This window comes from Lysobacter sp. HA35 (assembly GCF_054061195.1).
Genome location: NZ_JBSSDY010000001.1, coordinates 718,995 through 742,446, shown reverse-complemented (window position 1 = coordinate 742,446; position 23,452 = coordinate 718,995). Strand labels below are relative to the sequence as shown.

The following is a 23,452-nucleotide window of genomic DNA, read 5'->3' as shown; positions in this document are numbered from 1 at the left end:
CACGAACTGTAGGTTCGTTTGACGCGATGGGCCGTTGGCGTCCACCCGGCGAACAGAGCACCGCGCTGATCACGCGCGAAGGCTTCGAGCGCATGAAGGCCGAGCTGGACGATCTCTGGCGCGTGAAACGCCCGGAGATCGTGCGCGCGTTGTCGGCTGCCGCCGCGGAAGGCGACCGCTCGGAGAACGCCGAATACATCTATCGCAAGAAGCAACTCGGCGAGCTGGATCGGCGCGTGCGTTACCTCAGCAAGCGCGTGCCGTCGCTCAAGGTGATCGAAAGTGCGCCGTCGGACCGAGACGCGGTTTTCTTCGGTGCGACCGTCGAACTGGAAGACGCCGTGACCGGCGAATCGCTGCGCTATCGCATTGTCGGGCCGGACGAAACCGACGCGGCAAAGGGCGACATCAGCATCGACTCACCCGTGGCGCGCGCGCTGCTGAAGAAGCACGTCGACGACGAGGTCGAAGTGCAGCTCCCAAGCGGGCCGCGACGCGTCGTTATCGTCGACGTCGCGTATCCGGGCTGACTCGCGTTTAGGCGCGAACGGGCAGCGGAGCGAGAGTCGGCAGCTCCGGCACGAGCGCTTCGCCGAACAGGTCATGCTCGTCGCTGCCCATGATCTCGACGTCGACGAACTGACCGGGCTTCAGGCCCAGCTCGCCACCGTTCTGGATCTGCACGACACCGTCGATCTCCGGCGCGTCGGCCTTCGAACGCGCGATCGCGAGTTCGCCGTCGACCATGTCGACGAGGCACTTCTGCACCGTGCCGACCTTGGCCTCGAGACGCGCGGCCGAAATCTCGGCCTGCCGCTCCATGAAGCGCGCGAGCCGCTCCTGCTTCACTTCTTCCGGCACCGGATCGGGCAGATCGTTGGCCGCCGCGCCTTCGACCGGCGAATACGCGAACGCGCCAACGCGATCGAGCTGCGCTTCGTCGAGGAAGTCGAGAAGTTCTTCGAACTCCGCTTCGGTCTCGCCCGGGAACCCGACGATGAACGTGCTGCGCAGCGTCAGGTCCGGACACATGCGACGCCAGTTCTGCACGCGCTCCAGCGTCTTCTCGACCGCACCCGGGCGCTTCATCAGCCGCAGGACGCGCGGGCTGGCGTGCTGGAACGGGATGTCGAGGTACGGCAACACCTTACCCTCGGCCATCAGCGGGATGACATCGTCGACGTGCGGGTACGGATACACGTAATGCAGGCGCGACCACGCGCCGAGCTGCGACAGCCCTTCGCACAGCGACTTCATGCGCGTCTGGTACGCGCGGCCGCGCCATTCGCGTTCTGCATAGCGCACGTCGACGCCGTAGGCGCTGGTGTCCTGCGAGACGACGAGCAGCTCGCGCACGCCGCCCATGACGAGCTTCTCGGCTTCCCGCAGCACGTCGTCCACCGGGCGCGAAACGAGGTCGCCACGCATCGACGGAATGATGCAGAAGCTGCAGCGGTGGTTGCAGCCTTCGGAGATCTTGAGGTACGCGTAGTGCTTCGGCGTCAGCTTGATCCCGACGTCGTTCGCAGGCAGCAGGTCGATGAAGGGATTGCGCACCTGCGGCACCGCGACGTGCACGGCGGACATCACGCTCGCGTAGTCGGCCGGGCCGCTGATCGCCAGCACGTCGGGATGCGCCTCACGAATGACATCGGCGCGCTTGCCGAGGCAGCCGGTGACGATGACCTTGCCGTTCTCCGCCAGCGCTTCGCCGATCGCGTCGAGCGACTCTTCCACCGCGCTGTCGATGAAGCCGCAGGTGTTGACCACCACGACGTCGGCGTCGTCGTACGTCTGCACGAGCTCGTAACCCTCCACGCGCAGCTGCGTGAGGATGCGTTCGGAGTCGACGAGGGCCTTCGGGCAGCCGAGGCTGACGAAACCCACCTTGGGGTTCCGGACGGGATTTTGGGCGGACATGGCGTGGTCTCGAGGGGCGGTCGGAAGCGACGGCCCGGAGGCCGCGACATCGGCCGCGGCGGGTGTCCAGTATAACGGCCGGGATTGGCCGTCCCGAGCGGCCGTAAATCGCATTCAGGAGGCCCGATGGGCACGTGGCACGAACTCGAAACCCCACAGGGCGCGGTGCGCACCTGGCACGCGATGCCTGATCGCGAACCGGCAGGCGGCATCGTCCTGATCCAGGAAATCTTCGGCGTGAACGGGCATATCCGCGATGTGGCGGACCGCTTCGCAGCGGAGGGCTTCGAGGTCGCCGCGCCGTCGCTGTTCGATCCGGTCGAGCCGAACGTGGAGCTGGGATATGACGCCGCTGGCGTCGCGAAAGGTCGCGAGCTGGTCGGCAAGTTGGGCTTCGACACGGCGATTTCGATCGTCGACGCCGCGGCCGGTTGGTTGCGCGGCCGCGGCTGCAAGGTCGGCGCGGTCGGCTTCTGCTGGGGTGGAAGCGTGGCGCTTCTCGCGAACACGCGGCTCGGGCTGCCGTCGGTGAGCTACTACGGTGCGCGATCGATGCAGTTCCTCGGCGAACCGCTGCGCGCACCGATGATGTTCCACTTCGGCGAGCGCGATTCCAGCATCCCGGCCGCCGACATTGAGGCACATCGCCGCGCGTATCCGCAGGCCGAAGTGCACGTCTACGACGCCAACCACGGCTTCAACTGCGACCGTCGCGACGACTACGACCCGAAGGCCGCCGCCGAGGCGTGGTCGCAGACAGTGCGCTTCTTCAGGGGCGCGCTGAAGTGACCGACTGGTCGCTGCATCCGCAGCTCGCGGCCGACACACACCGCGTGGTGTCGCTACCGCTGTGCGACGTCCTGCTGATGAACGACGCGCGCTGGCCGTGGCTGATCCTCGTGCCGCGGATCGACGGCGCACGCGACTGGATCGATCTCGATCGGGAGTCGCAGCATCGGCTGTCCGACGAGATCGCCGCGGCGAGCGAGGCGCTGCGTGACCTTCATGCGCCGGACAAGCTCAACGTCGCGGCGCTCGGGAACATGGTCCCGCAGCTGCACGTGCATGTGATCGCACGGTTCCGTACCGACGCCGCCTGGCCGCGGCCGGTGTGGGGCGTCGGCGATGCGGCGCCCTACTCGTCCGAGGTGTTGCCAGGCGTCCTGCAGTCGCTGCGGGAACGGTTCGGGCGCAGCGACTGAGCCGGCAGCTCAGGTCTTGGGCAGCGTGACGCCGACCTGGCCCTGGTACTTCCCGCCGCGGTCACGGTACGACGTCTCGCAGACTTCGTCCGACTGGAAGAACAGCATCTGCGCGACGCCTTCGTTGGCGTAGATGCGCGCCGGAAGCGGCGTCGTGTTGCTGAATTCCAAGGTCACGTGGCCTTCCCATTCGGGCTCGAGCGGCGTCACGTTGACGATGATGCCGCAGCGCGCGTACGTGCTCTTGCCGAGGCAGACCACCAGCGTGTCGCGCGGAATGCGGAAGTACTCGACCGTGCGCGCCAGTGCGAAGGAGTTCGGCGGGATGATGCAGACGTCCGACTCGACATCGACGAAGCTGCCTTCGTCGAAATGCTTGGGGTCGACGATCGTCGAGTTGATGTTGGTGAAGATCTTGAACTCGCGCGAGCAGCGCACGTCGTAGCCGTAGCTGGACGTGCCATAACTGACGAGGCGCTCGCCGGACGCGGAACGCTTGACCTGGCCGGCTTCGAAGGGCTCGATCATCCCCTTCTCCTGCGCCATCTGGCGGATCCAGCGATCGCTCTTGATGCTCATCGTGCGGCCCGTGCGGCTAAAAAACGCATTCTAGCCGGTGGCGATAGCCCGCCGGCCCCGGTTACTCCCCGGCGAGGCTGATCGACAGCGAACGCGCGACCGTCGGCCGACGCGCCAATGCGACGGCGACCTGCCGCGCCGTAGCGACGAAGGCCTGCGCCGCGGTGGATTCCGGATCCGCAGCGACGATGGGCGCACCGGAGTCGCCGTGTTCGCGGATGCCTCGCTCCAGCGGCAGGCTGCCGAGCAGCGGATAGCCGTAGTCCGCCGCCATCCGCGCGCCGCCGCCCTCGCCGAAGATGTGCTCGGCGTGGCCGCAGTTCGAACACACGTGCAGCGCCATGTTCTCGACGAAACCCAGGATCGGCACGTTGACCTTCTCGAACATGCGCACGGCCTTGCGTGCGTCCAGCGTCGCGACGTCCTGCGGCGTCGTCACGATGATCGCGCCGGCCACCGGAATCTTCTGCGCGAGCGTGAGCTGGATGTCGCCCGTGCCGGGCGGGAGGTCGAGGATGAGGTAGTCGAGATCGCCCCAGCGCGTGTCGTTGAGAAGCTGCGTGAGCGCCGACGTCGCCATCGGGCCGCGCCAGATCATCGGCGTGTCCTGCTCGACGAGAAGGCCGATCGACATCGCTTCGATGCCGTGCGCCGTGAGCGGCTGGATCGACTTGTTGTCCGGGCTCTCCGGCCGGCCCGACAGACCGAGCATCGTCGGGACGCTGGGCCCGTAGATGTCGGCGTCGAGGATTCCGACACGCGCACCTTCCTGCGCCAGCGCGACCGCGAGGTTGACCGCAACGGTCGACTTGCCGACCCCGCCCTTGCCCGATCCCACGACGATCAGGTTGCGCACCGTGGTGAGCGGCGATAGGCCGGTCTGAGGCACATGTGCGTCGATGCGCTGGCGGGTCGTGACGTTGCCGGGCGCGTAGCCGGCGGCGGTGAGGGTCGAGGCGATACGCGATTTCAGGTCGCCGTCGATGCGGGCGGTCGGCACCTTGGCGATGACATCGACGTCCGTGAAGTCACCGCGGCTACTCGTCCCCACTCGGCTCGCGACGTCGCGAAGCGTCGTGCCGGGGATGGGTGCGTCGGCGGCGAGCAGGAGGGATTCGATGTCGGTGGTGGTCATGACGTTGCCTTATGGAGACGCGACGTCGCGGACGTCATGCACGCATTGTCGCGCGCGCCGTGGGCAAGCGCACGTTCTTTCGTCTCAGCCAATGAGACACACCGATCGCTCGCTGATGACTGATGCAGGTTTGAAGGTGGAAGTGCCTGAGGCGCGCGTCACACACGAATTTCCGTTGTCGCTGACAACTTCAGTTTCGCGCATCTAATGCATGACCAATGACCTGTCAGACGCGTGTTACGCGAATGTTACGGTCGGCGCGGTCAATGCACTGACTCACGAAACGCACGGAAGCCTTTCTCTCTCCCACGGGGTATCCAAGTTGATGTCACGCAACTCAACCATCGTGCGCAGTCGTCTTACGACCGCACTTCTGGCCGCACTGCTGTTGCCGACGGCCGCACTAGCACAGAGCACCGCGACTACCACTTCCTCCACGTCGTCCGATGACAAGAAGACCACCGAACTCGACAAGGTTGTCGTCACGGGTTCGCTGATCCCTCAAACGGACAAGGAAACCTTCAAGCCGGTCACCGTGATCACGGCCGAGGACCTGCAGGCGCGCGGCTACACCAGCGTCGCCGATGCGCTCCAGCAGAGCTCGTTCGCGACCGGCGGCGTCCAGGGCAACCAGACATCGGCGTCGTTCACGCAGGGCGCCGAGACGCTCAGCCTGTTCGGTCTGTCGGCGAGCTACGTGAAGTACCTGATCGACGGTCGCCCGATGGCGAACTATCCGGCGCTGTACAACGGCTCGGACGTGTTCAACAACATCAGCGGCATTCCGGTCGATCTCGTCGATCGCATTGAAATCCTGCCGGGCGGCCAGTCGTCGCTGTACGGTTCGGACGCGATCGCGGGCGTCATCAACATCATCCTCAAGAAGCACATCGACGGCGCTACGCTCAGCGCGCGGATCGGTGGCTACGAGCATGGCGGCGGCGCGAGCCGTCGCGTCAGCTTCGCCGACACGTTCGGCAGCAAGGACGGCCGTTTCAACACGCTGTTCGGCGTCCAGCTCGAGAAGACCGATCCGGTGTACGCGAGCCAGCGCGACCTGACCGACCAGTACAACCAGAACGGGCACGATTTCAAGATCGACCCTGCGACGGGCAAGCGGTCGATCGTGGCCGTGTCTCCCGCGGTCGCCAGCCGCGACTTCCTCGTCTATAGCGCGGCAAACCACTACTACTTCCTGGATCCGAACAACTGTTCGAACCTGACGAATCTGTTCGACGGGACGGAAGGCTTCCAGAAGCGCGCCAGCCAAGCTGAGCCCTACTGCGGTTCGTTCTACACCCCGGGCTATCGCACGCTGAAGAACGGCAAGAGCTCAGGTCAGGTCTACGCGCATTCCACCTTCGACCTCAACGATCACACGCAGCTGTACGGCGACTTCCTCTACACCCACGAGAAGGTCAAGTACAACACCGGTTCGAACTACCTGTGGTGGGGCACCGGCGCCGAATGGGGCTACTACTACGACCCGGCGCTCGACGACTTCGTCAACCTGCAGCGTGCGTTCGCGCCGGAAGAAATCGGCGGGTGGGGCAAGTCGCACAACCAGGACACCAACAAGTCCTACGCGCTCACACTCGGCGTCAACGGCACGATCGGCGACTCGGACTGGGATTACGACGTCGGCCTGACGCGCACCGAGTACAAGCTCAACGAGAGCAGCCTCGCCCGTCTCGGCGATCCCATCAACCAGTGGTTCCTCGACCACGTGCTGGGGCCGCAGCAGGGCCTGGACCCGTACTACGGCGCCTATCCGGTGTTCACGCCGGACTACGCGGCGTTCTACACGCCGATGACGCCGGCCGACTTCGACAGCTTCACCACGCGCACGAACAGCCACAGCCGCACCTACGACAACATGTTGCGCGCACAGGTGACGAACGGCTCGCTGTTCTCGCTGCCGGGCGGTGATGCGGGTATCGCGGTCGCGGTGGAAGCGGGCAACCAGGGCTGGGCATACAACCCCGATCCGCTGCTCCTCAACGGCGATGTGTGGGGCACGACGGCGGTCAGCGGTGGTGGCCAGCGTTCGCGTTATGCGGTGACCGGTGAAATGCGTCTGCCGATCTTCGCGCCGCTGACGCTGTCGGCGTCCGCGCGTTACGACAGCTACCACGTTGCGAACGAGAACGTGGCCAAGCCGACGTACAGCCTGGGCCTCGAGTACCGGCCGGTGCAGAGCCTGCTGCTGCGCGGCCAGTACGGCACCGCGTTCAAGGCGCCGACCCTGGCGGACCAGTTCCAGGGCCTGAGCGGCTTCTACAGCCAGGCGACCGACTACTACCGCTGCCATGTCGCTGGCTTCGAGCCGGGCAACACCGACGCCTGCCCGTACGACTCGACGCAGTACTTCGGGCAGCAGTCGGGCAATCCCGACCTTGAGCCGATCAACGCCGACGTCTGGAGCTACGGCGTGGTGTGGGCACCGACCGCGAAGTTCTCGATCGGCGCCGATTACCACCACTGGAGCATTGACAACGAGGTGTCGCAGCAGAGCGTCGACCAGCTGCTGCGTGACGAACTGGCCTGCCGCACCGGCCAGCTCGACGCGACGTCGGGTACCTGCGTCGCTGCACTGGGCCAGATTACCCGTGGTCCGCAGAACAACATCGACTCGATCTTCGTGAAGAAGGTCAACGTGTCCAACGAAACGTTGAACGCGGTGACCGTCGACACGCACTACGGTATCGACCTCGGTGCGTACGGCAACCTGCACCTCAACGGCAACTGGACGCGCAACCTCAAGCACCAGTATCAGCAGTACCCGACCGATCCGTCGATCGACGTGCTGAACAACCCGTACTGGAGCACGGACCCGAAGTACAAGGCCGACGTGTCGGCGTCCTGGAACAAGAACCAGTGGACGACAACGGTGTACGCCAACTACATCGGCCCGACGCCGAACTATCTGGCGTCGCTGACGTCGGCCGGTTACGCGTACTCGCCGTATGCGGCGAAGCTCGGTTCGTACACGCTGCTCAACGCCAGCGTGAACTATGAGGTCAACCCGGCGCTCACGCTGTCGCTGATGGTCAACAACCTGGCCGACCGCATGCCGGACATGGACTGGACCTATCCGGGCACGTCGAGCGCGCCGTACAACAGCTACAACTTCAACCCGATGGGCCGTGCGTTCTACCTGGAAGCGCGCTACCAGTTCGGCAAGAAGTAATCGAGTCACCCATGGAAATGGAAAGGGCCCCGTCTCTCCCGGGGCCCTTTTTCTGTTTCAGATTTCGATGCCGGCGTTTTCAAGCACTCGTCGCATCGGGTCGAGCGCATTGCCGTACCGTTTCCATCGTCCTAGCGACGTGCGGAACATCGGCGACCGGACCTGCACCACGCTGGCGGTTGCGACCGGCGCTTCGTTTTTCTCGAACGCGAGACAGGCGTCGCTCCAATCCAGCCCGCAGTGCCCGAGAAGCGTCCGCGTCGTGGCCTCCTGCTCATCCACGAGCGTTTCGTAGCGCACTTCGAGTAGCCGATCACCGACCAACGCGCGCCAGTGCGTCATGAGGTGATCGAACAGCACGTAATAGCGCGCCGTATCGACCGGATCGAACGAGTAGTCGTAATACGGCGAGGTGAGCGCGAAAAGCTGACGGAAGTTGCTCAAGCAGACATCCATCGGGTGGCGACGAACCGCCACGAGCCGCGCATTGGGTAATGCCGCCGCGATGAAACCTGCGTACAGGAAATTGTGCGGGAGCTTGTCGACGAAGTGCGGCTTGTTGCCGGTGACCGGGCGCGTGCTTGCGGTGTAGGCATCGCCGAGCGGTGACAGGTCGGCGCGACGCGCAGCCGCGATGGTCTCTGGATCCATGAGCGCGCGCGTCCTCGTGCCCGACAAACGCTTGAGCAATACGCCGAAGTTCTGAAGCTCGCCGGCCGACTGCACGTCGGGATGGCTGGAGAGGATGCGATCGACGAGCGTCGTGCCCGACCGCGGCATTCCGAAAACGAAGATCGGTTCGCTGCTGGACGACGGCGCTGCAGGCGTCGGAAGCGTTTCGAACGAACGCTCGATGGCCGCGAACAATTGCTCGTCGCGTTCGAAGCGATAACTGCGTCCGCGAGCACCTTCGCGTTTGCCCGCGACGAGATGGGCGAACGCTTCGGGATAGTGCTGCAGGTCTTCGTCTTCCTTCGCGAGCGACAGTTGGAGGTACATCGCAGCCTCGCCGGGCGTGGCGTCGACAAGAAGAGCTTGCAGGCGATCGAGATGATTCGACTCGGCCGTCTGTTTGCGCAACTGGGCGAGCGCGAGGTGCGCACGCCCGTAGCGCGGATCGAGCGCGAGACAAGCCTCGTATTCGCGCTCCGCGTCATCGATCTCCCCGGCGAACATCAACGCTGTCGCGTAGTTGAAGTGGAATGTCGCGACGTCGGGCGCGGCGTGTACCGCACGGCGGAACAGATCGCCCGCGCGCACGTAGTCGTTCGCCTGCGTCAGCACGACGCCCAGCGTGTCGAGCGTCAGCGGGTCCTGCGGAGACGCCGCCAATGCACGGTCTGCGGCATCGATCGCCTCCCGGAACATCCGTGCAGCAGCGAGAGCACGCGCGCGCTGTGCGTGGTAGTCCGGGCGTGTCGGGCTCAACACGCATGCACGATCCAGCAGTGCGATCGCCTGCGGAATCCGGTCCATGTGCAACGCCGCGACGCCGCCGATGAAATGCACGCCGCCGTGCTGCGGCGCCACGCGTGCCAGCTGCCCAGCCAATTCGAACGCGCGCGGGAACTCGTTACGGTTCAGCGCCGAGATCGCCTCGGCGTACAGCGATGCGGGATCCATTCCGCAAATTCTAGGCGGTCATGTGAACGCTGAGCCGCGCTGCCTGCCCCGGATGCTGAACAACCGACCGTAGGTGAAACCGCGGCGTCGCAATTCGGGTTATATAAGGCCACCCACCCGCACCCGCGGCGGGCCATCACATCCAAGGGGGATCCATGCGCACCACGTTCACCGCACTGCTCCTGCTCGCGCTGCCGCTCGCGGCCGGCGCCGCCGACAACTCGCCGATCGGCAAGTGGAAGACGCTCGACGACGAGACCGGCAAGGTCATGACCATCGCCGAGGTCTACCAGGCCCAGAACGGCAAGCTCGCCGCGAAGATCGTCGAGGCTGTCGACCCGGCCGCGGCCACGTGCACCAAGTGCGACGGCGCGAAGAAGGGTAAGGCGACCGTCGGCATGCCGATCCTCTGGAACCTGTCGCCGATCGATGGCGGCTGGGGCGGCGGCGAGGGCTACAAGCCGTCGGCCGGCATGAGCTTCAAGGCCAAGAGCATTAAGCTCGTCGATGCCGGCAACAAGCTCGAAGTCACCGGCTGCAAGCTGTTTATCTGCAAGACGGCGACCTGGGTCCGCGTTCACTGATCGGCTCGTCGTCCTGGTAATTCGAACGGCCCGGGAAACCGGGCCGTTTTCTTTTGGCAGGTCGGCCCGCAAAACGCCGCGTGCGATACTTTCCGACCCCCTGCGCACGCGTCCGCCATGTCCCGCGAGATCCTCGTCACCTGTGCCCTACCCTACGCCAACGGCCCGCTGCACCTGGGCCATCTGGTCGGGTACGTCCAAGGCGATATCTGGACCCGCGCAAAGCGCATGTCGGGCGACACGGTGCACTTCGTCTGCGCCGACGACACCCATGGCACGCCCATCATGCTCGCCGCCGAAAAGGCCGGTACGACGCCGGAAGCCTTCATCGCCGGCATCCAGGCCGGCCATGAGCGCGACTTCGCCGACTTCGGTGTCGCGTTCGATCACTACGACTCGACCAACTCCGAAACCAATCGCGAGCTGACGCAGACGATCTACCGCGCGCTCGAAGGCGCAGGCCACATCACGCGACGTGCCGTCGCGCAGCTGTTCGATCCCGTCAAGGGCATGTTCCTGCCGGACCGCTACGTCAAAGGCATCTGCCCGAATTGCGGCACGCCCGACCAGTACGGCGACAACTGCGAGCACTGCGGCGCGACCTACGCACCGACCGAGCTGAAGGAACCGCGCTCGGTCATCAGCGGCGCGACGCCGGAGCTGCGCGAGTCCGAACACTTCTTCTTCGAGCTCGGACACTTCGACGCGTTCCTGCGTGACTGGCTATCGCGCGACGTCGCCATCGGCGGCGTCAAGGCGAAACTGCAGGAGTGGCTCGATGCCGAAGGCGGGCTGCGCGCGTGGGACATCTCGCGTGACGCGCCGTATTTCGGTTTCGAAATCCCGGGCCATCCGGGCAAGTTCCTCTACGTCTGGATCGACGCGCCGATCGGCTATCTGTCGAGCTTCAAGACGCTCGCGGCGAAGAACGGGATCGATTTCGACGCCTACCTCCGCGCCGATTCCGCGGCCGAGATGCATCACTTCATCGGCAAGGACATCGTCAATTTCCACGGCCTGTTCTGGCCGGCGGTGCTGAACGGTGCGGGGCTGCGCGCGCCGACGCGCCTGCACGTCAACGGCTACCTGACGGTGGACGGCGCGAAGATGTCGAAGTCGCGCGGCACATTTGTCATGGCGCGTACGTACCTCGAAGCGGGTCTCGATCCTGAAGCGCTGCGTTACTACTTCGCAGCGAAGACGTCGGGCGGCGTCGACGACGTCGACCTCAACCTCGCCGACTTCATCGCGCGCGTGAACTCCGACATCGTCGGCAAGTTCGTGAACCTCGCGAGCCGCTGCGCTGGTTTCATCGAGAAGCGCTTCAGTGGGCGCCTCGCGGACGCATTGCCCGATGCGGCGACGTACGAACGCTTCGTCGCGCAGCTGCAGCCGATCGCCGACGCATACGCGCGCAACGAAGCCGCTACCGCGCTGCGTCTGACCATGGCGCTCGCTGATGAAGCGAACCGCTACATCGACGAGACCAAGCCGTGGGTGCTCGCCAAGCAGGAAGGCGCGGATGCCGAACTGCAGGCCGTGTGCACGCAAGGTTTGAACCTATTCCGTGTACTCGCCGTCGCGCTCAAGCCCGTGCTGCCGTGCGTCGCGTCGCAGGCCGAAGCCTTCTTGCGTGCTCCCGTGGCCGCTTGGGGCACTGTCGCTACGCCACTGGTTGCACGTGAGATCGCGCCGTACACCCCGCTGTTCACCCGTATCGACCCGAAGCAGATCGACGCCATGACCGACGCCAGCAAAGACACGATGCAGACCACCGAGGCGACGAAGGCCGCGACCGCCGCGCCTGTCGCGAAGCCGGAGGCTGCGCCCGCCGCGGCGTCGGCCCCTGCGTCCACCTCGACGATCGGCATCGACGACTTCGCGAAGCTCGACCTGCGCGTCGGCAAGGTGCTCGAGTGCGGCTTCGTCGAGGGTTCGGACAAGCTGCTGCGCTTCCTGCTCGACGCCGGCGACCTCGGCCAGCGCCAGATCTTCTCGGGCATCCGCGCCTCGTATGGCGAGCCCGACACGCTCGTGGGCCGCAGCGTCGTGTTCATCGCGAATCTGGCGCCGCGCAAGATGCGTTTCGGCGTGAGCGAAGGGATGATTCTGTCGGCAGGCTTCGACGGCGGCGGGCTGTTCCTGCTCGACGCCGACAACGGCGCCGCACCGGGCATGCCGGTACGCTGATCCTTCGGCGCGACTGCGCCTGACGTCGATGTCCACACCCTCGACCATCGCTACGCCGCTCGATGCACTCGTCGAGCGGCTCGATCGCCTGCTTCCGCAGACACAGTGCGGGCAATGCGGATTCGCAGGCTGTCGCCCGTATGCGGAGGCGATGGCGCGCGGCGAAGCGGATGTCGATCACTGTCCGCCGGGTGGCGATGACGGCGCGCGCGTGTTGGCACGCGTCCTGGGCGTTGCGCCCAAGCCTTATGACCGCACGCGCGGCACTCACAAACCGCCGCAGGTCGCGCTCGTCGTCGAAGACGACTGCATCGGCTGCACGAAGTGCATCCAGGCCTGCCCGGTCGACGCCATCATCGGCGGCGCCAAGCACATGCACACCGTGATCGAGCCGCTGTGCACTGGTTGCGAGCTCTGCGTGCCGGCGTGCCCGGTGGACTGCATCGTGCTGGTGCCCGCGGCCTGAGCCGCACTGGCATTTAGTGCGTCGTGGCTTTCGCCGCCCCGCACGCGGTGCAGATGCGCTCGACGTGATAACCCTTCGCGCGCAGCAAGGCGACCACACCGTCGTCGCCGAGCAGATGCAGGGCGCCCACGACGACCAACGTGTCGTGCCCGGCGCCCTGCGCGAGCAAGGCCTGGAATCGCGGAATCCACGCACGATTCCGATCGACGTTGAGGCGCTGGTACGTCACCGGCGTCAAGCCGGCCATTTCCTCGCGCGTCAAACGCTCGAGTGTCGGGATGTCGCCCGCCCGCCATGCGTTGTGCAGTTCATCAAGCCGCGTACCTGCGTTGTCACCCTCATCGACGAACTCGCGCAACGATGCGATCTGTTCGCTGAGCGGCGTGCCATCAAGCGTGGCCAATTGCTGACGCACGGTTTCGAGGCCGCCCGTAGGCTTACCGGCAGCACGCGCGCGCGCCATCAGGTTGCGATCCAGCCCGTCGTCCGGCGCATAACCGCTGCGCTGTCCGAGCAACGTCACCAGCATGGTGTCGACGAACCACGGCTCGAAGCCACCCATCTGTTCGGGTTGCAGACCCATCGCGCTGAGACGCGCGTCGAGCGGCGTCTTGAGGTCGGCCGGCAATGTGTTGGCAAGCGACGACGCCGGGTCGGACTTCGCGAGTCCGAGCATCAGCCCGGTCACCGACGGATCGTCGAGATCTTCCGGCGCGACTTCGAATACCAGCGACTCCGCGTCGTCGAACGCGCGGTCGACGTCGGGCGACAGTGGATAGTCCGACTTGGCGAGCAGGTGGAAGGAACCGAGCAGGTAGATGCTGTTGTCGGCGTCCGACACCCTCCACAGCAGCGGAACCGGCGGCGTCGACGGCGCGGGTGACACCGGCGTCGAACCCGCGACCGGAAGCGCGAGCAGTAGGCCGATCAGCGCGAGTGCGTAACGGTGCATGGCGCGCATCAGTGGCCGCCGTACGCTTTCTCGCCCGCTTTGACGGCGAGGTCGATGCGATTCATCGGCGGCGGCAGCGGGCACGTGGCGAACGGAGTGAACGCGCATGGCGGGTCGTAGGCCTGGTTGAAGTCGATGGCGACATGTCCGTTCGCCGGCGGCGCGGTGTCAACGAAACGCCCGGCGCCGTAACTGCCGTGACCGCTGGTGCGGTCGGCGAACACGAGGAACAGACCGCCATCGTCGTTCGCGAGCGCTTCAAGTTGGTAGCGATTGCCGTTGCGCTTGAACTCGACGTGGCCGGGATTCGGCGTCGGCTCGACCATGCCGACGATGTTCACGATGTCGAGCTTCTGGCCCGGCGGATTCGGCACGTAGGTTGCGTCGATGATCCAGTCGGGGCCGCCCGGCCAGTACTGCAGGCCGTGGAACTGCACACGTGTCGGCGCGTCGGCATGCTTTACGCGCAGTGCGAACCGATCGCCGCGATGGATGACGGTCGCGATGCCCTTGCCGTCGTCGAAGCCGATCACGTTCGCGCCTGCAGGATCGTCATCCGCGCGCAGGTTGCTCGCGCGTGCGGGCTGGCCATCGATGGTGAGCCCGGCCTTCGCATTTGGCACGAAGCGCACATGACCATTGCGCACGTCGAACATGCCGAACTGCGCAGGGCCCGCCGCGAGACGAATGCCGTTGTCGGACGCACTGCCGACGTAATGCGAACCGGGATCGAGCCAATGCAGGCCGATCAGCGACGTCCAGCCGTCGGGCTTCGTCAGCTCGGTGAGGCGCTGCGCGCGCCATGCCTGTTCCGCCTGCAGGTACGCGGCGGGCAACGCCTTGGGCTTCGCCGGCGGCGACTGGCGATTGCACGCGGCGAGCGCAATGCACGCCGTCGCGACGAGGATGCGGGTCAGCGTCCGCGCAGGAACCATTTATCGATCTCCGCCAGCGAAAAACGCGCCCAGGTCGGACGCCCGTGATTGCATTGACCGGAGCGTTCCGTCGCTTCCATCTCGCGCAACAGCGCGTTCATTTCGTGGATCGTGAGACGGCGATTCGCGCGCACGGCGTGGTGGCAGGCCATGGTCGAAAGCAGTTCGTCGCGCGCGGCGGCGATGCGTCGCGTTTCGCCGTGCTCGCGCAGGTCGGCGAGCACGTCGCGCAGCAGGCTTTCGGTATCGCCGTTCGCGAGCAGCGCCGGTACAGCGCGCAACAACACGGACTGCAGCCCGGTTCGCGAGACTTCGAAGCCGAGTTCCGCGAGGGTCGCGACTTCGCGCTCGGCGACATCGGCTTCGCGCTCCGACACGGGCACCGTCTGCGGCACCAGCAGCGGCTGCGTGCGCAGGCCTTCACCGTCGTGCGCGCTCTTGAGCTTCTCGTAGCCGATGCGCTCGTGCGCGGCATGCATGTCGACGACGATCAGACCGTCGGCGCACTCGGCAAGAATGTAGATGCCCTGCAGCTGCGCCAGCGCGTAACCGAGTGGCGGCAGCGTCGGCTCGTCGTTCGCGGCCGGGTCGACGAGCGATTGCATCGACGGCGCCGCAGCGCGCTCCGGCGATGCATACAGCGCTTCGTACCCCGCCCGGGTTTCCGCGACCTGCAATCCGAGCGGCGACTGCCGCATCGGTGGCGACCACGCACCCGGTGCAGGCACGGCCGTCGCCGGTGCGCCGAACGTCGCGACGCTCGAACCCGCGCGCGTCTCCGCGAGCACGCCCGCAAGCGTTCGATAGACGAAGTCGTGGATCAGGCGGCTGTCGCGAAAACGCACTTCGTGCTTGGCGGGGTGCACGTTGACGTCGACGCGTCGCGGATCGAGCGAAAGAAACAGCACGTAGGCCGGGTGGCGGCCATGGAAGAGCACGTCCGCAAACGCTTGGCGAACGGCATGCGCGACACCGCGATCGCGCACCGCACGCCCGTTGACGAACAGGAATTGCTGGTCGGTGCTCGCGCGGTTGTAGCTGGGCTCGGCGATCCAGCCCTGCAGTCGCAGACCGCGCCCTTCGTCGCCGAGATCACCCTGCTCGACGCGCAGGGAATGGCGCACGAAGTCCGGACCCAACGCTTCGTGCAGGCGCTCCCCCGACAGCAGGTCGCGCTCGCCCTTCCAGCGTCGCGACGCCTTTCCGTTGTGCGAGACGCGCAGCTCGACATCGGGACGCGCGAGTGCGAGCTGCCGCAGCCAGTCCTCGATATGCGACAGCTCGGTGCGTTCGGCGCGCAGGAACTTGCGTCGCCCCGGCACGTTGTAGAACAGGTCTCGCACTTCGACAGTGGTGCCCTGCGGATGCGCGCGCGGCGTCGGTGCACCGACCGTGCCGCCGTCGACTTCGATCGCCGTCGCGTGCTCGGCATCGCGCGTGCGCGACACCAGCGCGAGGCGGCTCACCGACGCGATCGACGGCAGCGCTTCGCCGCGGAAACCGAGGGTTGCCACGCCTTCCAGATCATCCAACGAAGCGATCTTGCTCGTCGCGTGGCGCTGCACTGCAAGCGCGAGCTCGTCCGGATCGATGCCCAGCCCATCGTCGCGAATGCGGATCAGGCGGATGCCGCCGTCCTCCAGGTCGATGTCGACGCGCCCTGCCCCGGCATCGAGAGCGTTCTCGACGAGTTCCTTGACCACGGACGCCGGGCGCTCGACGACTTCGCCGGCAGCGATCTGGTTGATGAGGACGTCAGGAAGTTGTCGGATCGGCACGGCGGAATTCATCGCGCTCGCGCGCGGTTACGGCCGTCGATGATAGACGCGCGCCACTCTGGGCGCGCGGTCGAATGTCTCAGCGTCCGCCGCCCGCGGGGCCGCCGGAAAGAGCCGGCGATGCGCCCTGCGCCGCGAGCATGGTGCCCGGCGGCGGCGTCCGCACGAAGTAGCCGTTGACGCCGCTGAACACCGCGCGTGCGATCGCGGCCTGCTGCACCGGATCGGTCAGGCGCTGCTCTTCGTCGGGATTCGAAATGAAGGCGGTCTCGACCAGCATCGCGGGGATGTCGGACGTGCGCAGTACGGCGAAGTTCGCGCGTTCGACGGTCGACTTGTGGTTCGGCCCGAGGCGCGCGAGGCCCGACAGCACCTGCCCGGCCACGTCTTCGGACGCCTTGAGGTTGCCGCTCTGCGTGAGGTCGAGCAGCACCGAGGCGAGCGTATTGCCGGGCTCGACCGGCACGCCGCCGATCAGGTCGGCCGAGTTTTCCTTGTCGGCCAGCCAGCGCGCGCGCTGCGACGACGCGCCCTTGAGCGACAGCACGAAGACCGACGAGCCACGTGCCGCTGCGTTTTCGGCGGCGTCGGCGTGGATCGACACGAACATGTCCGCGCCAGCGCGCTTGGCGAGGCGTGCACGTTCGTTGAGCGGTATGAAGAAGTCGGAGTCGCGCGTCAGGTAGGCCTTGTAGCCCGGCGTCGCGTTGACCTGGCGTGCGAGTTCGCGCGCGATCGCGAGCGTCACGTCCTTCTCGCGACGACCGGTCGGGCCATGCGCACCGGGATCCTGGCCACCGTGGCCGGCGTCGATCGCGATGACCAGCGGACGCAGCGGTCGGCCGGACGCGTCGCGCAGCGGCCGGGCCGGCGACGGCGAGACGGTGGTCTGCGGCGGGGTGTAGGTGTAGGTGGAGACGGGCGCGATCGAGACGGCCTGCTGTGCCGGCGGATCGATCCGCGTGGAAGCCGGAACCGGCACCGAAGTCGTCGGGGCGGTCGAAACGCCAGCAACGAGGCGATCCAACGAATTTTGCGAGGCCGCGGTGACGGTCGGCGTCAACACCGGCGTGGAGGCGGGCACCTGCGACGGCACATCCATCGCGACCAAAGCGCCGGTCGACGGTGACGGGCTCGCAGTCAGCGGTGCCGACGTCGCAGCTGCAACCGTCGCGGTCGCGGTGTCATCGTCGCCCGGCCATTCGATAACCAGGCGGCTGCCATTGGCCGACGGCTCGATCTGCGGGCGAAGTGCGGCGATCGGCTGAGCCAGATCGAACACGACGCGGGCGACGCCCGGCTCGGGCTGGCCGTAGCGGACGCTGCGGACCACACCGGCAGGTGCCGGAAGCGACGCACCGTGACGCACTGACGAAGCCGGAAGATCCACGACGAGGCGGTCGGGATCAGCGAGATGGATCAGGCGGTAGTCGCCCGGTACTGCATCCAGCGCGATTTCCGCACGCGTGCCGGTGGCACCGCGGCTGAGCTGGACGCTGCGGACTTCCGCCGCTTGCGCAAGGTTCCACGCAAGCGCGGCGATGAGCGCCGCCCCGAGGAGGAATTTCTGCACAGTGTCGGCCTTCACGCGCATGTCAGTAGTCAAGCACTGCGGGACCCGCAATGCAAGCGACTTTTCCCTTGTGAATCCGTGACCTGGCGCGGACTTCTCCGTCAGCCGTGAAGATCGCCAGATGTGAAGACGGCCGACGCGTCCGTCAACCACCGGTCAGAGGCGGGTGAATTGGGCGTTATTTCGACGTTGCGTCCCGTTGCCGACAGTTCCAGATGGATAAGCAGATCGGGCGGCGGTAGTGCCGCCCCGCCCCGCTCCGGCCATTCGACCAGCCACAGCACCGCATCGGCCGGGTCGAGGCCGAGAAAGTCGAGCTCGCCCGGATCGCCGATGCGGTAAAGGTCGAGATGCCACGCCTCCCCGCCCTCCACCGTGTAGCGCTCGACCAGCGTGTACGTCGGGCTGCGGATCGCGCCGGTGACGCCGAGCTCGCGAAGAAGCGCGCGTGCGAGCGTCGATTTGCCCGCACCGAGATCGCCGATCAGATGGACGACGCCATGCGACGGTCGCGTGCGCGCCAATGCGCGGCCGAGCGCGGCGGTGGCGTCGGCGTCGGGGAGTTCGAACTTCATGCGGGATTCGCGAGCCGCCGCAACGGCGGCAATACATCCGACGGCAGCATTCCGCGCTCGCCATTGTCCGCCGCAGCGATATCCGCAGCGGCCGAGTGCAGCAGTGCGCCGCAGCAGGCGGCGTCGAACGCCGCGAGACCTTGCGCGCGCAGCGCGGCGATGACGCCGGCCAGCAGGTCGCCCATGCCACCGACGGCCATGCCTGGATTCCCCGCATCGAGAACTACAGGCACCCCGCCCGGCGCCGCAATCACGGTGCCGGCGCCCTTCAGCACGACGACCGCGCCGTAGCGCTCGACGAGTTGTACCGCGGCACCGAGACGATCGCGCTGGATGGCGTCGGTCTTGATGCCGAGCAGACGCGCAGCTTCGCCCGGATGCGGCGTCAGCACCGAATCGGGTTTGACCTTGAACGCGTGGCGCGCGATCAGGTTCAGCGCGTCGGCGTCGAACACCGTCGCGACGTCGCTGTCGAGCACGTGGTGCAGATGGGCGAAGCCCCAGTTGCCTTGCCCGAGGCCAGGACCGATGACCACGACGTCGGGCCAGTCGGCATCGAACTCACCGGCCTCCGGCGCCGCCATCGCTTCCGGCAGCCGCGCGAGCAGGGGCGCGAGGTGCGCGTCGCGCGTGTGCACCCGCATCAGTCCGGCGCCTGCGCGCAAGGCGCCGTCTGCGCAAAGCAGTACGGCGCCGCCACTGCCGTGATCGCCGCCGATACAGGTGACGCGACCGTTGTCGCCCTTGTGGCTGTCGCGACTTCGCGGGCGCAGCCAGTGCGCGAGTGCGTCGACGGATGCGAGGCTCGCGCAACGCGCGGGAACGTCGATCGACGCCGGGATATCGAGCGGCGCACACGCGTTTGCACCTGCATGTCCGAGCGCCGGCCCGCTGCGCAATACCGCTTTCGGCAGCAGGAACTCGAGCGTCGACGTCGCCTGTACGGCGGTGCCCGCGACGCCACGTGCATCCACCCCGCTGGGCACGTCCAGCGAAAGCACAGGTGCACCGTGTGCGTTGATCGCGTCGATCAGTGCCACGGCTTCGGCACGCGGCTCGCGCGACAGTCCGATGCCAAACAGCGCATCGACGACGACATCGGCCTCGGGCAGTGCGCCGCCCCAGCGATCGAGTCGTCCGCCTGCTTCGACATAGGCATCGCGCGCGTGGCATGCCGCGACGTGCGCGGAGCCCGTCGGTCGATATTCGATCACCTGCACGTCGCGCCCCGACGCACGGGCCAATCGCGCCAGCACGAAGCCGTCGCCGCCATTGCCGCCCGCACCGCAGACCACGAGCAATCGCGCCGCTGCGGGCCAGAGCTCCAGCACGCGTTGCCAGGCCATCTGCCCGGCACGCTCCATGAGGATCGATTCGTCGCCCACCGCGGCGATCGCGGCCGCCTCGAAGCGCCGCACTGAATCGGTGTCGAACAGCGGCGGAAGGTCGCGCATGGCCGAATTCTATACTTGGCCCATGAGCCTCGCCGCCGTGTCCGACGCGCCCGTCGATCTCGCCGCCATGGGCGCGCGGGTGCGCGAGCTTGCGCGCGAGATGGGCTTCCAGCGCTGCGGCATCAGCGGGGTGGAGCTGGCGGAGGACGAAGCGTTCCTCGCCGACTGGCTCGATCGCGGCCTGCACGGAACGATGGACTGGATGGCGCGCCACGGCAGCAAGCGCGCGCGTCCCGCCGAGTTGTTGCCGGGCACATTGCGCGTGATCAGCGTCGGCCTCGACTACGGGCGTCGCGACGACGAAGAAGCCTGGGCCACGCTTGACGACGGCAAGCGCGCATACGTCGCGCGCTACGCATTAGGTCGCGACTATCACAAGCTGATGCGTAATCGCCTGCAGAAGCTTGCCGATCGCATCGCCGCGGAGATCGGCCCGTTCGGACATCGCGTGTTCGTCGACTCGGCACCGGTGCTCGAACGCGCGCTCGCACGCAACGCGGGCCTCGGCTGGATCGGCAAGCACACCTGCCTCATCGACCGGAACGGCGGATCGTGGTTCTTCCTCGGCGAAATCTACGTCGACATCGCATTGCCCGTGGATCCGCCCGCGACGGCGCATTGCGGCACGTGCACGCGTTGCATCGATATCTGCCCGACGCAGGCGATCGTCGGCGCGAATCGTCTCGATGCACGCCGCTGCATTTCATACCTCACGATCGAACACGAGGGCCCGATCGACCCCGAGCTTCGTCCGCTGATGGGCAACCGCATCTTCGGCTGCGACGACTGCCAGCTCGTCTGTCCGTGGAACAAGTTCGCGCGGCGAACCGACGAGCCGGACTTCCGCGCGCGCAATGCACTCGACACGGCCACACTGCCAGAACTGTTCGCGTGGTCGGAAGACGAGTTCCTTCGTCGCACCGAAGGAACCGCAATCCGGCGCAGCGGACATTCGCGCTGGCTGCGCAACATCGCGATCGCGCTCGGCAATGCGCCAACGACGCCCGACGTCATCGCGGCGCTCGATTCACGCCGCGAAATCGAAGATGCTGTGGTACGCGAAAGTGTTCAATGGGCACTCGCGCGACACGCACAACGCACCGCCTGAGGACCGCATGGCCACCGACCCCGGCACGATCGAATTCCTCATGGACCAGCTCGGCACGCGCGGTGCGTCGTACAGCACGCGCCGAATGTTCGGCGAGTACTGCCTGTATCGCGAAGGCCTGCCCGTTGCGTTCGTCTGCGACGACGTGCTGTTCGTTAAGGACACGCCGGCCGGGCGCGATGCGATGACGGCCGCCGGCGTGCTCGCGTTCGGCCCGCCCTACCCCGGCGCCAAGGACTATCTGCGACTGCCGCCCGATGGTTGGGACGAGGGACAGTGGTTGCGTGGGCTGCTCGATGCGACGGCGGCTGCGTTGCCTGCGCCACGGGTCAAGAAGTCGGACGGCGCGACGAAGCCTGCGGCTGCGAAGAAGCAGAAGCCAACGACGAAGAAGGCCGCCGGCAAGGCGACGACGCAGCGCGCTGGCGCGAAGAAGTCGGCGTCGACGAACACGCGCGCATCTGCGAAGAAGGCGGCGCCGGCCAAAGTCACGAAGCGCGCGTCGACCAAGAGGTCGCCGTCCAAGACTGGCGTGCGCTCTGCCGCCAAGAAAGCAACCGTCGCGTCGAAGTCGCGTTCGTCGAGCAACAAGCGGAAGAGCTGAACGACAAACCGCAACACCGCAGCGCAGCACGTCGTCAGACCTGTCATGCGACCCGACGCAACGACAGCTAGCGCAGCTGCGAAATCTCCTCGAGCAGCGCTCGCGTCACCGGATCATCCGCTTCCGATTCGCCACGCACCGCCGACAGCAGCGTATTCGCGATCTGCTTGCCGAGCTCGACGCCGAACTGGTCGAACGCGTTGATGCCCCAGACGACGGACTGCAGGTAAACGCTGTGCTCGTACATCGCGATGAGCGCGCCTAGCGAACGCGGCGTCAGCGCGTCGAGCAACAGCATCGTATTCGGCCGCCCGCCCGGATAGCGGCGATGCGGATCCTCGCTGTCCTGCCCGTTCGCGAATGCCTGACTCTGCGCGAGCAGGTTCGACAGTAGCGCGTCGTGGTTGTCCCGGTACGGCGCATCGGCCTGCGCGACGCCAAGGAAATCGCAGGGAACAGGCGTCGTGCCCTGATGCAGCGCCTGGAAAAAGCTGTGCTGCGTGTCGGTGCCGGGGCCGCCCCACCACACCGGCACCGTGTCCACGTCGATCGACGTGCCGTCGATATGCACCGACTTGCCGAGGCTTTCCATCACCAGCTGCTGCAGGTAATTCGGCAGCAGGCGCAGGCGTTCGTCGTACGGCAGAACGGCTTGGCTCGCTAGCTCAAGCGCGTTGCGATTCCACACCGCGGTCAGCGCGTGCCACGCGGCGAGGTTGCGACGCACCGGTTCGCGAAGAACATGCGCGTCCATCTCGGCGGCACCGTCGAGCAAGGCTTCGAAGCCATCCATGCCGATGGCGATGGCGACCGGCAGGCCGACTGCAGACCACATCGAATAGCGACCGCCCACCCAATCCCACATCGGCAGGATGCGTTCGGCCGGAATGCCGAACTCGGCCGCACGCGCGACGTTCGCGCTGATCGCGTAGAGACGCGAGTCGTCGCCCAGCCAATCACGCAGGACGCGACCATTGAGCAGCGTTTCCTGCGTGCCGAAGGTCTTGGAGATCATCAGCGCGGCAGTGCGCGACGGATCGAGCCCCGCAAGCACGCGCTGCGCCGCGTGGCCGTCGACGTTCGAGAGGAAGTGCACGCGAACGCGCGAGCCGCCGACCGGCGCGAGCGCGTCTACCGCAAGGCGCGGGCCGAGGTCGGAGCCGCCGATACCGACGCTGACGACGTCGGTGACGCCAGACGCGACGATCGCATCGACCACAGCGCGCATGGAAACTCGTGCTTCGCGTGCCATCGCATTTGAAGTACGGGCCGTTTCGGCATCGACCAGATCACTGCGCAGCGCGGTATGCAGCGCCGGGCGACGCTCGGTGACGTTGACCTGCTCTCCTTCAAACAGCGCGCGGACGCGGCCTTCGAAATCCAGCGATTCGCCCAGGCGGAACAAGGCATCGAGCGCTACACGGTCGTAGCGCTGGCGGGCGAAACTGGCGTGGATCGGACCGACGCGAAGCGCGAAATCGCGTGCGCGATCGGGATCGTCGGCGACGAGGTCGCGGAGCGGCGTCTGGCTTACGCGCGCCGCCTCGGCGCGCAACGGGCTGAGGCGGTCGGCGATGGACATGC

At 66.6% G+C, this 23,452-nt stretch carries 19 protein-coding genes and 1 pseudogene; 9 read left to right on the top strand and 11 right to left on the bottom strand.

Features of this window, described 5'->3' with window-relative positions; translation table 11 throughout:
- Positions 1-26: 26 nt before the first annotated feature.
- Complete coding sequence (gene greB, locus ACVWZN_RS03840) at positions 27-530, top strand: transcription elongation factor GreB (RefSeq protein WP_456952682.1); 504 nt, start codon at positions 27-29, stop codon at positions 528-530.
- A gap of 7 nt (positions 531-537) precedes the next feature.
- Here greB and rimO read toward each other — a convergent pair whose 3' ends face one another.
- Positions 538-1,920, bottom strand: a complete 1,383-nt coding sequence (gene rimO / locus ACVWZN_RS03835; protein ID WP_456952681.1) for a 30S ribosomal protein S12 methylthiotransferase RimO — start codon at positions 1,918-1,920, stop codon at positions 538-540.
- Between the two features lie 126 nt (positions 1,921-2,046).
- Here rimO and ACVWZN_RS03830 point away from each other — a divergent pair, with 126 nt between their 5' ends.
- Positions 2,047-2,709: a dienelactone hydrolase family protein gene (locus ACVWZN_RS03830; protein ID WP_456952680.1), complete on the top strand. Its 663-nt coding sequence runs from the start codon at positions 2,047-2,049 to the stop codon at positions 2,707-2,709.
- A complete protein-coding gene (locus tag ACVWZN_RS03825) occupies positions 2,706-3,122 on the top strand; it encodes an HIT domain-containing protein (protein WP_456952679.1) in 417 nt (138 codons plus the stop codon). Before ACVWZN_RS03830 ends, ACVWZN_RS03825 begins: the two co-directional genes overlap by 4 nt.
- A gap of 9 nt (positions 3,123-3,131) precedes the next feature.
- Here ACVWZN_RS03825 and dcd read toward each other — a convergent pair whose 3' ends face one another.
- Both dcd and apbC read right to left on the bottom strand, forming a co-directional pair.
- A complete protein-coding gene (gene dcd, locus ACVWZN_RS03820) occupies positions 3,132-3,701 on the bottom strand; it encodes a dCTP deaminase (protein ID WP_456952678.1) in 570 nt (189 codons plus the stop codon).
- Positions 3,702-3,762: 61 nt separating this feature from the next.
- Positions 3,763-4,836 carry an iron-sulfur cluster carrier protein ApbC gene (apbC, locus tag ACVWZN_RS03815; RefSeq protein WP_456952677.1) on the bottom strand — a complete coding sequence of 358 codons (1,074 nt, stop codon included), beginning with the start codon at positions 4,834-4,836 and terminating at the stop codon, positions 3,763-3,765.
- A 325-nt stretch (positions 4,837-5,161) separates the two neighbouring features.
- Between apbC and ACVWZN_RS03810 the strand changes: the two genes are divergently transcribed.
- Positions 5,162-8,026: a TonB-dependent receptor domain-containing protein gene (locus tag ACVWZN_RS03810; protein WP_456952676.1), complete on the top strand. Its 2,865-nt coding sequence runs from the start codon at positions 5,162-5,164 to the stop codon at positions 8,024-8,026.
- A 57-nt stretch (positions 8,027-8,083) separates the two neighbouring features.
- Here the strand turns inward: ACVWZN_RS03810 and ACVWZN_RS03805 are convergent, their stop codons facing one another.
- A complete protein-coding gene (locus ACVWZN_RS03805) occupies positions 8,084-9,649 on the bottom strand; it encodes a sulfotransferase (RefSeq protein WP_456952675.1) in 1,566 nt (521 codons plus the stop codon).
- A gap of 155 nt (positions 9,650-9,804) precedes the next feature.
- On the opposite strand from ACVWZN_RS03805, the gene ACVWZN_RS03800 reads away from it, so the two are divergent.
- The 3 genes and pseudogenes from ACVWZN_RS03800 to rnfB all read left to right on the top strand — a co-directional run bounded on the left by ACVWZN_RS03800 (position 9,805) and on the right by rnfB (position 12,889).
- Positions 9,805-10,233 carry a DUF2147 domain-containing protein gene (locus ACVWZN_RS03800; protein WP_456952674.1) on the top strand — a complete coding sequence of 143 codons (429 nt, stop codon included), beginning with the start codon at positions 9,805-9,807 and terminating at the stop codon, positions 10,231-10,233.
- 99 nt (positions 10,234-10,332) lie between these two features.
- Positions 10,333-12,423, top strand: a pseudogene (gene metG, locus ACVWZN_RS03795) (methionine--tRNA ligase); the annotation flags it as partial.
- 28 nt (positions 12,424-12,451) lie between these two features.
- Positions 12,452-12,889: an Rnf electron transport complex subunit RnfB gene (rnfB, locus tag ACVWZN_RS03790; protein ID WP_456952673.1), complete on the top strand. Its 438-nt coding sequence runs from the start codon at positions 12,452-12,454 to the stop codon at positions 12,887-12,889.
- A gap of 13 nt (positions 12,890-12,902) precedes the next feature.
- On the opposite strand, the gene ACVWZN_RS03785 is transcribed toward rnfB, so the two are convergent.
- The 6 genes from ACVWZN_RS03785 to ACVWZN_RS03760 all read right to left on the bottom strand — a co-directional run bounded on the left by ACVWZN_RS03785 (position 12,903) and on the right by ACVWZN_RS03760 (position 20,156).
- Positions 12,903-13,850, bottom strand: coding sequence for a TraB/GumN family protein (locus ACVWZN_RS03785; RefSeq protein WP_456952672.1), 948 nt, complete (start codon positions 13,848-13,850; stop codon positions 12,903-12,905).
- Positions 13,850-14,776, bottom strand: a complete 927-nt coding sequence (locus ACVWZN_RS03780; protein ID WP_456952671.1) for a DUF1684 domain-containing protein — start codon at positions 14,774-14,776, stop codon at positions 13,850-13,852. The genes ACVWZN_RS03785 and ACVWZN_RS03780 overlap by 1 nt, the downstream gene beginning before the upstream one ends.
- Positions 14,755-16,566 (bottom strand): DNA mismatch repair endonuclease MutL, encoded by a 1,812-nt coding sequence (mutL, locus tag ACVWZN_RS03775; RefSeq protein ID WP_456952670.1) that lies wholly within the window; start codon positions 16,564-16,566, stop codon positions 14,755-14,757. Before mutL ends, ACVWZN_RS03780 begins: the two co-directional genes overlap by 22 nt.
- Positions 16,567-16,633: 67 nt before the next feature.
- Positions 16,634-18,148 carry an N-acetylmuramoyl-L-alanine amidase gene (locus tag ACVWZN_RS03770; RefSeq protein WP_456952669.1) on the bottom strand — a complete coding sequence of 505 codons (1,515 nt, stop codon included), beginning with the start codon at positions 18,146-18,148 and terminating at the stop codon, positions 16,634-16,636.
- An 80-nt stretch (positions 18,149-18,228) separates the two neighbouring features.
- On the bottom strand, positions 18,229-18,702 hold the full coding sequence (tsaE, locus tag ACVWZN_RS03765) for a tRNA (adenosine(37)-N6)-threonylcarbamoyltransferase complex ATPase subunit type 1 TsaE (protein WP_456952668.1): 474 nt from the start codon (positions 18,700-18,702) through the stop codon (positions 18,229-18,231).
- Positions 18,699-20,156: an NAD(P)H-hydrate dehydratase gene (locus ACVWZN_RS03760; RefSeq protein WP_456952667.1), complete on the bottom strand. Its 1,458-nt coding sequence runs from the start codon at positions 20,154-20,156 to the stop codon at positions 18,699-18,701. The genes tsaE and ACVWZN_RS03760 overlap by 4 nt, the downstream gene beginning before the upstream one ends.
- A 22-nt stretch (positions 20,157-20,178) precedes the next feature.
- On the opposite strand from ACVWZN_RS03760, the gene queG reads away from it, so the two are divergent.
- Positions 20,179-21,264 (top strand): tRNA epoxyqueuosine(34) reductase QueG, encoded by a 1,086-nt coding sequence (gene queG / locus ACVWZN_RS03755; RefSeq protein WP_456952666.1) that lies wholly within the window; start codon positions 20,179-20,181, stop codon positions 21,262-21,264.
- A gap of 7 nt (positions 21,265-21,271) precedes the next feature.
- The gene (locus tag ACVWZN_RS03750) at positions 21,272-21,868 is read left to right on the top strand and encodes a TfoX/Sxy family protein (protein ID WP_456952665.1); all 597 of its coding nucleotides are present in this window, start codon (positions 21,272-21,274) and stop codon (positions 21,866-21,868) included.
- A 67-nt stretch (positions 21,869-21,935) separates the two neighbouring features.
- Here ACVWZN_RS03750 and pgi read toward each other — a convergent pair whose 3' ends face one another.
- The gene (pgi, locus tag ACVWZN_RS03745) at positions 21,936-23,450 is read right to left on the bottom strand and encodes a glucose-6-phosphate isomerase (RefSeq protein ID WP_456952664.1); all 1,515 of its coding nucleotides are present in this window, start codon (positions 23,448-23,450) and stop codon (positions 21,936-21,938) included.
- Positions 23,451-23,452 lie beyond the last annotated feature (2 nt).

Excerpts from the sequence above, each read along its gene's own strand:
- greB (WP_456952682.1), top strand. The coding sequence starts at position 27 with ATGGGCCGTTGGCGTCCACCCGGCGAACAGAGCACCGCGCTGATCACG.
- rimO (WP_456952681.1), bottom strand. The coding sequence starts at position 1,920 with ATGTCCGCCCAAAATCCCGTCCGGAACCCCAAGGTGGGTTTCGTCAGC.
- ACVWZN_RS03830 (WP_456952680.1), top strand. The coding sequence starts at position 2,047 with ATGGGCACGTGGCACGAACTCGAAACCCCACAGGGCGCGGTGCGCACC.
- dcd (WP_456952678.1), bottom strand. The coding sequence starts at position 3,701 with ATGAGCATCAAGAGCGATCGCTGGATCCGCCAGATGGCGCAGGAGAAG.
- apbC (WP_456952677.1), bottom strand. The coding sequence starts at position 4,836 with ATGACCACCACCGACATCGAATCCCTCCTGCTCGCCGCCGACGCACCC.
- ACVWZN_RS03810 (WP_456952676.1), top strand. The coding sequence starts at position 5,162 with ATGTCACGCAACTCAACCATCGTGCGCAGTCGTCTTACGACCGCACTT.
- ACVWZN_RS03805 (WP_456952675.1), bottom strand. The coding sequence starts at position 9,649 with ATGGATCCCGCATCGCTGTACGCCGAGGCGATCTCGGCGCTGAACCGT.
- ACVWZN_RS03800 (WP_456952674.1), top strand. The coding sequence starts at position 9,805 with ATGCGCACCACGTTCACCGCACTGCTCCTGCTCGCGCTGCCGCTCGCG.
- rnfB (WP_456952673.1), top strand. The coding sequence starts at position 12,452 with ATGTCCACACCCTCGACCATCGCTACGCCGCTCGATGCACTCGTCGAG.
- ACVWZN_RS03785 (WP_456952672.1), bottom strand. The coding sequence starts at position 13,850 with ATGCGCGCCATGCACCGTTACGCACTCGCGCTGATCGGCCTACTGCTC.
- ACVWZN_RS03780 (WP_456952671.1), bottom strand. The coding sequence starts at position 14,776 with ATGGTTCCTGCGCGGACGCTGACCCGCATCCTCGTCGCGACGGCGTGC.
- mutL (WP_456952670.1), bottom strand. The coding sequence starts at position 16,566 with ATGAATTCCGCCGTGCCGATCCGACAACTTCCTGACGTCCTCATCAAC.
- ACVWZN_RS03770 (WP_456952669.1), bottom strand. The coding sequence starts at position 18,148 with ATGCGCGTGAAGGCCGACACTGTGCAGAAATTCCTCCTCGGGGCGGCG.
- tsaE (WP_456952668.1), bottom strand. The coding sequence starts at position 18,702 with ATGAAGTTCGAACTCCCCGACGCCGACGCCACCGCCGCGCTCGGCCGC.
- ACVWZN_RS03760 (WP_456952667.1), bottom strand. The coding sequence starts at position 20,156 with ATGCGCGACCTTCCGCCGCTGTTCGACACCGATTCAGTGCGGCGCTTC.
- queG (WP_456952666.1), top strand. The coding sequence starts at position 20,179 with ATGAGCCTCGCCGCCGTGTCCGACGCGCCCGTCGATCTCGCCGCCATG.
- ACVWZN_RS03750 (WP_456952665.1), top strand. The coding sequence starts at position 21,272 with ATGGCCACCGACCCCGGCACGATCGAATTCCTCATGGACCAGCTCGGC.
- pgi (WP_456952664.1), bottom strand. The coding sequence starts at position 23,450 with ATGTCCATCGCCGACCGCCTCAGCCCGTTGCGCGCCGAGGCGGCGCGC.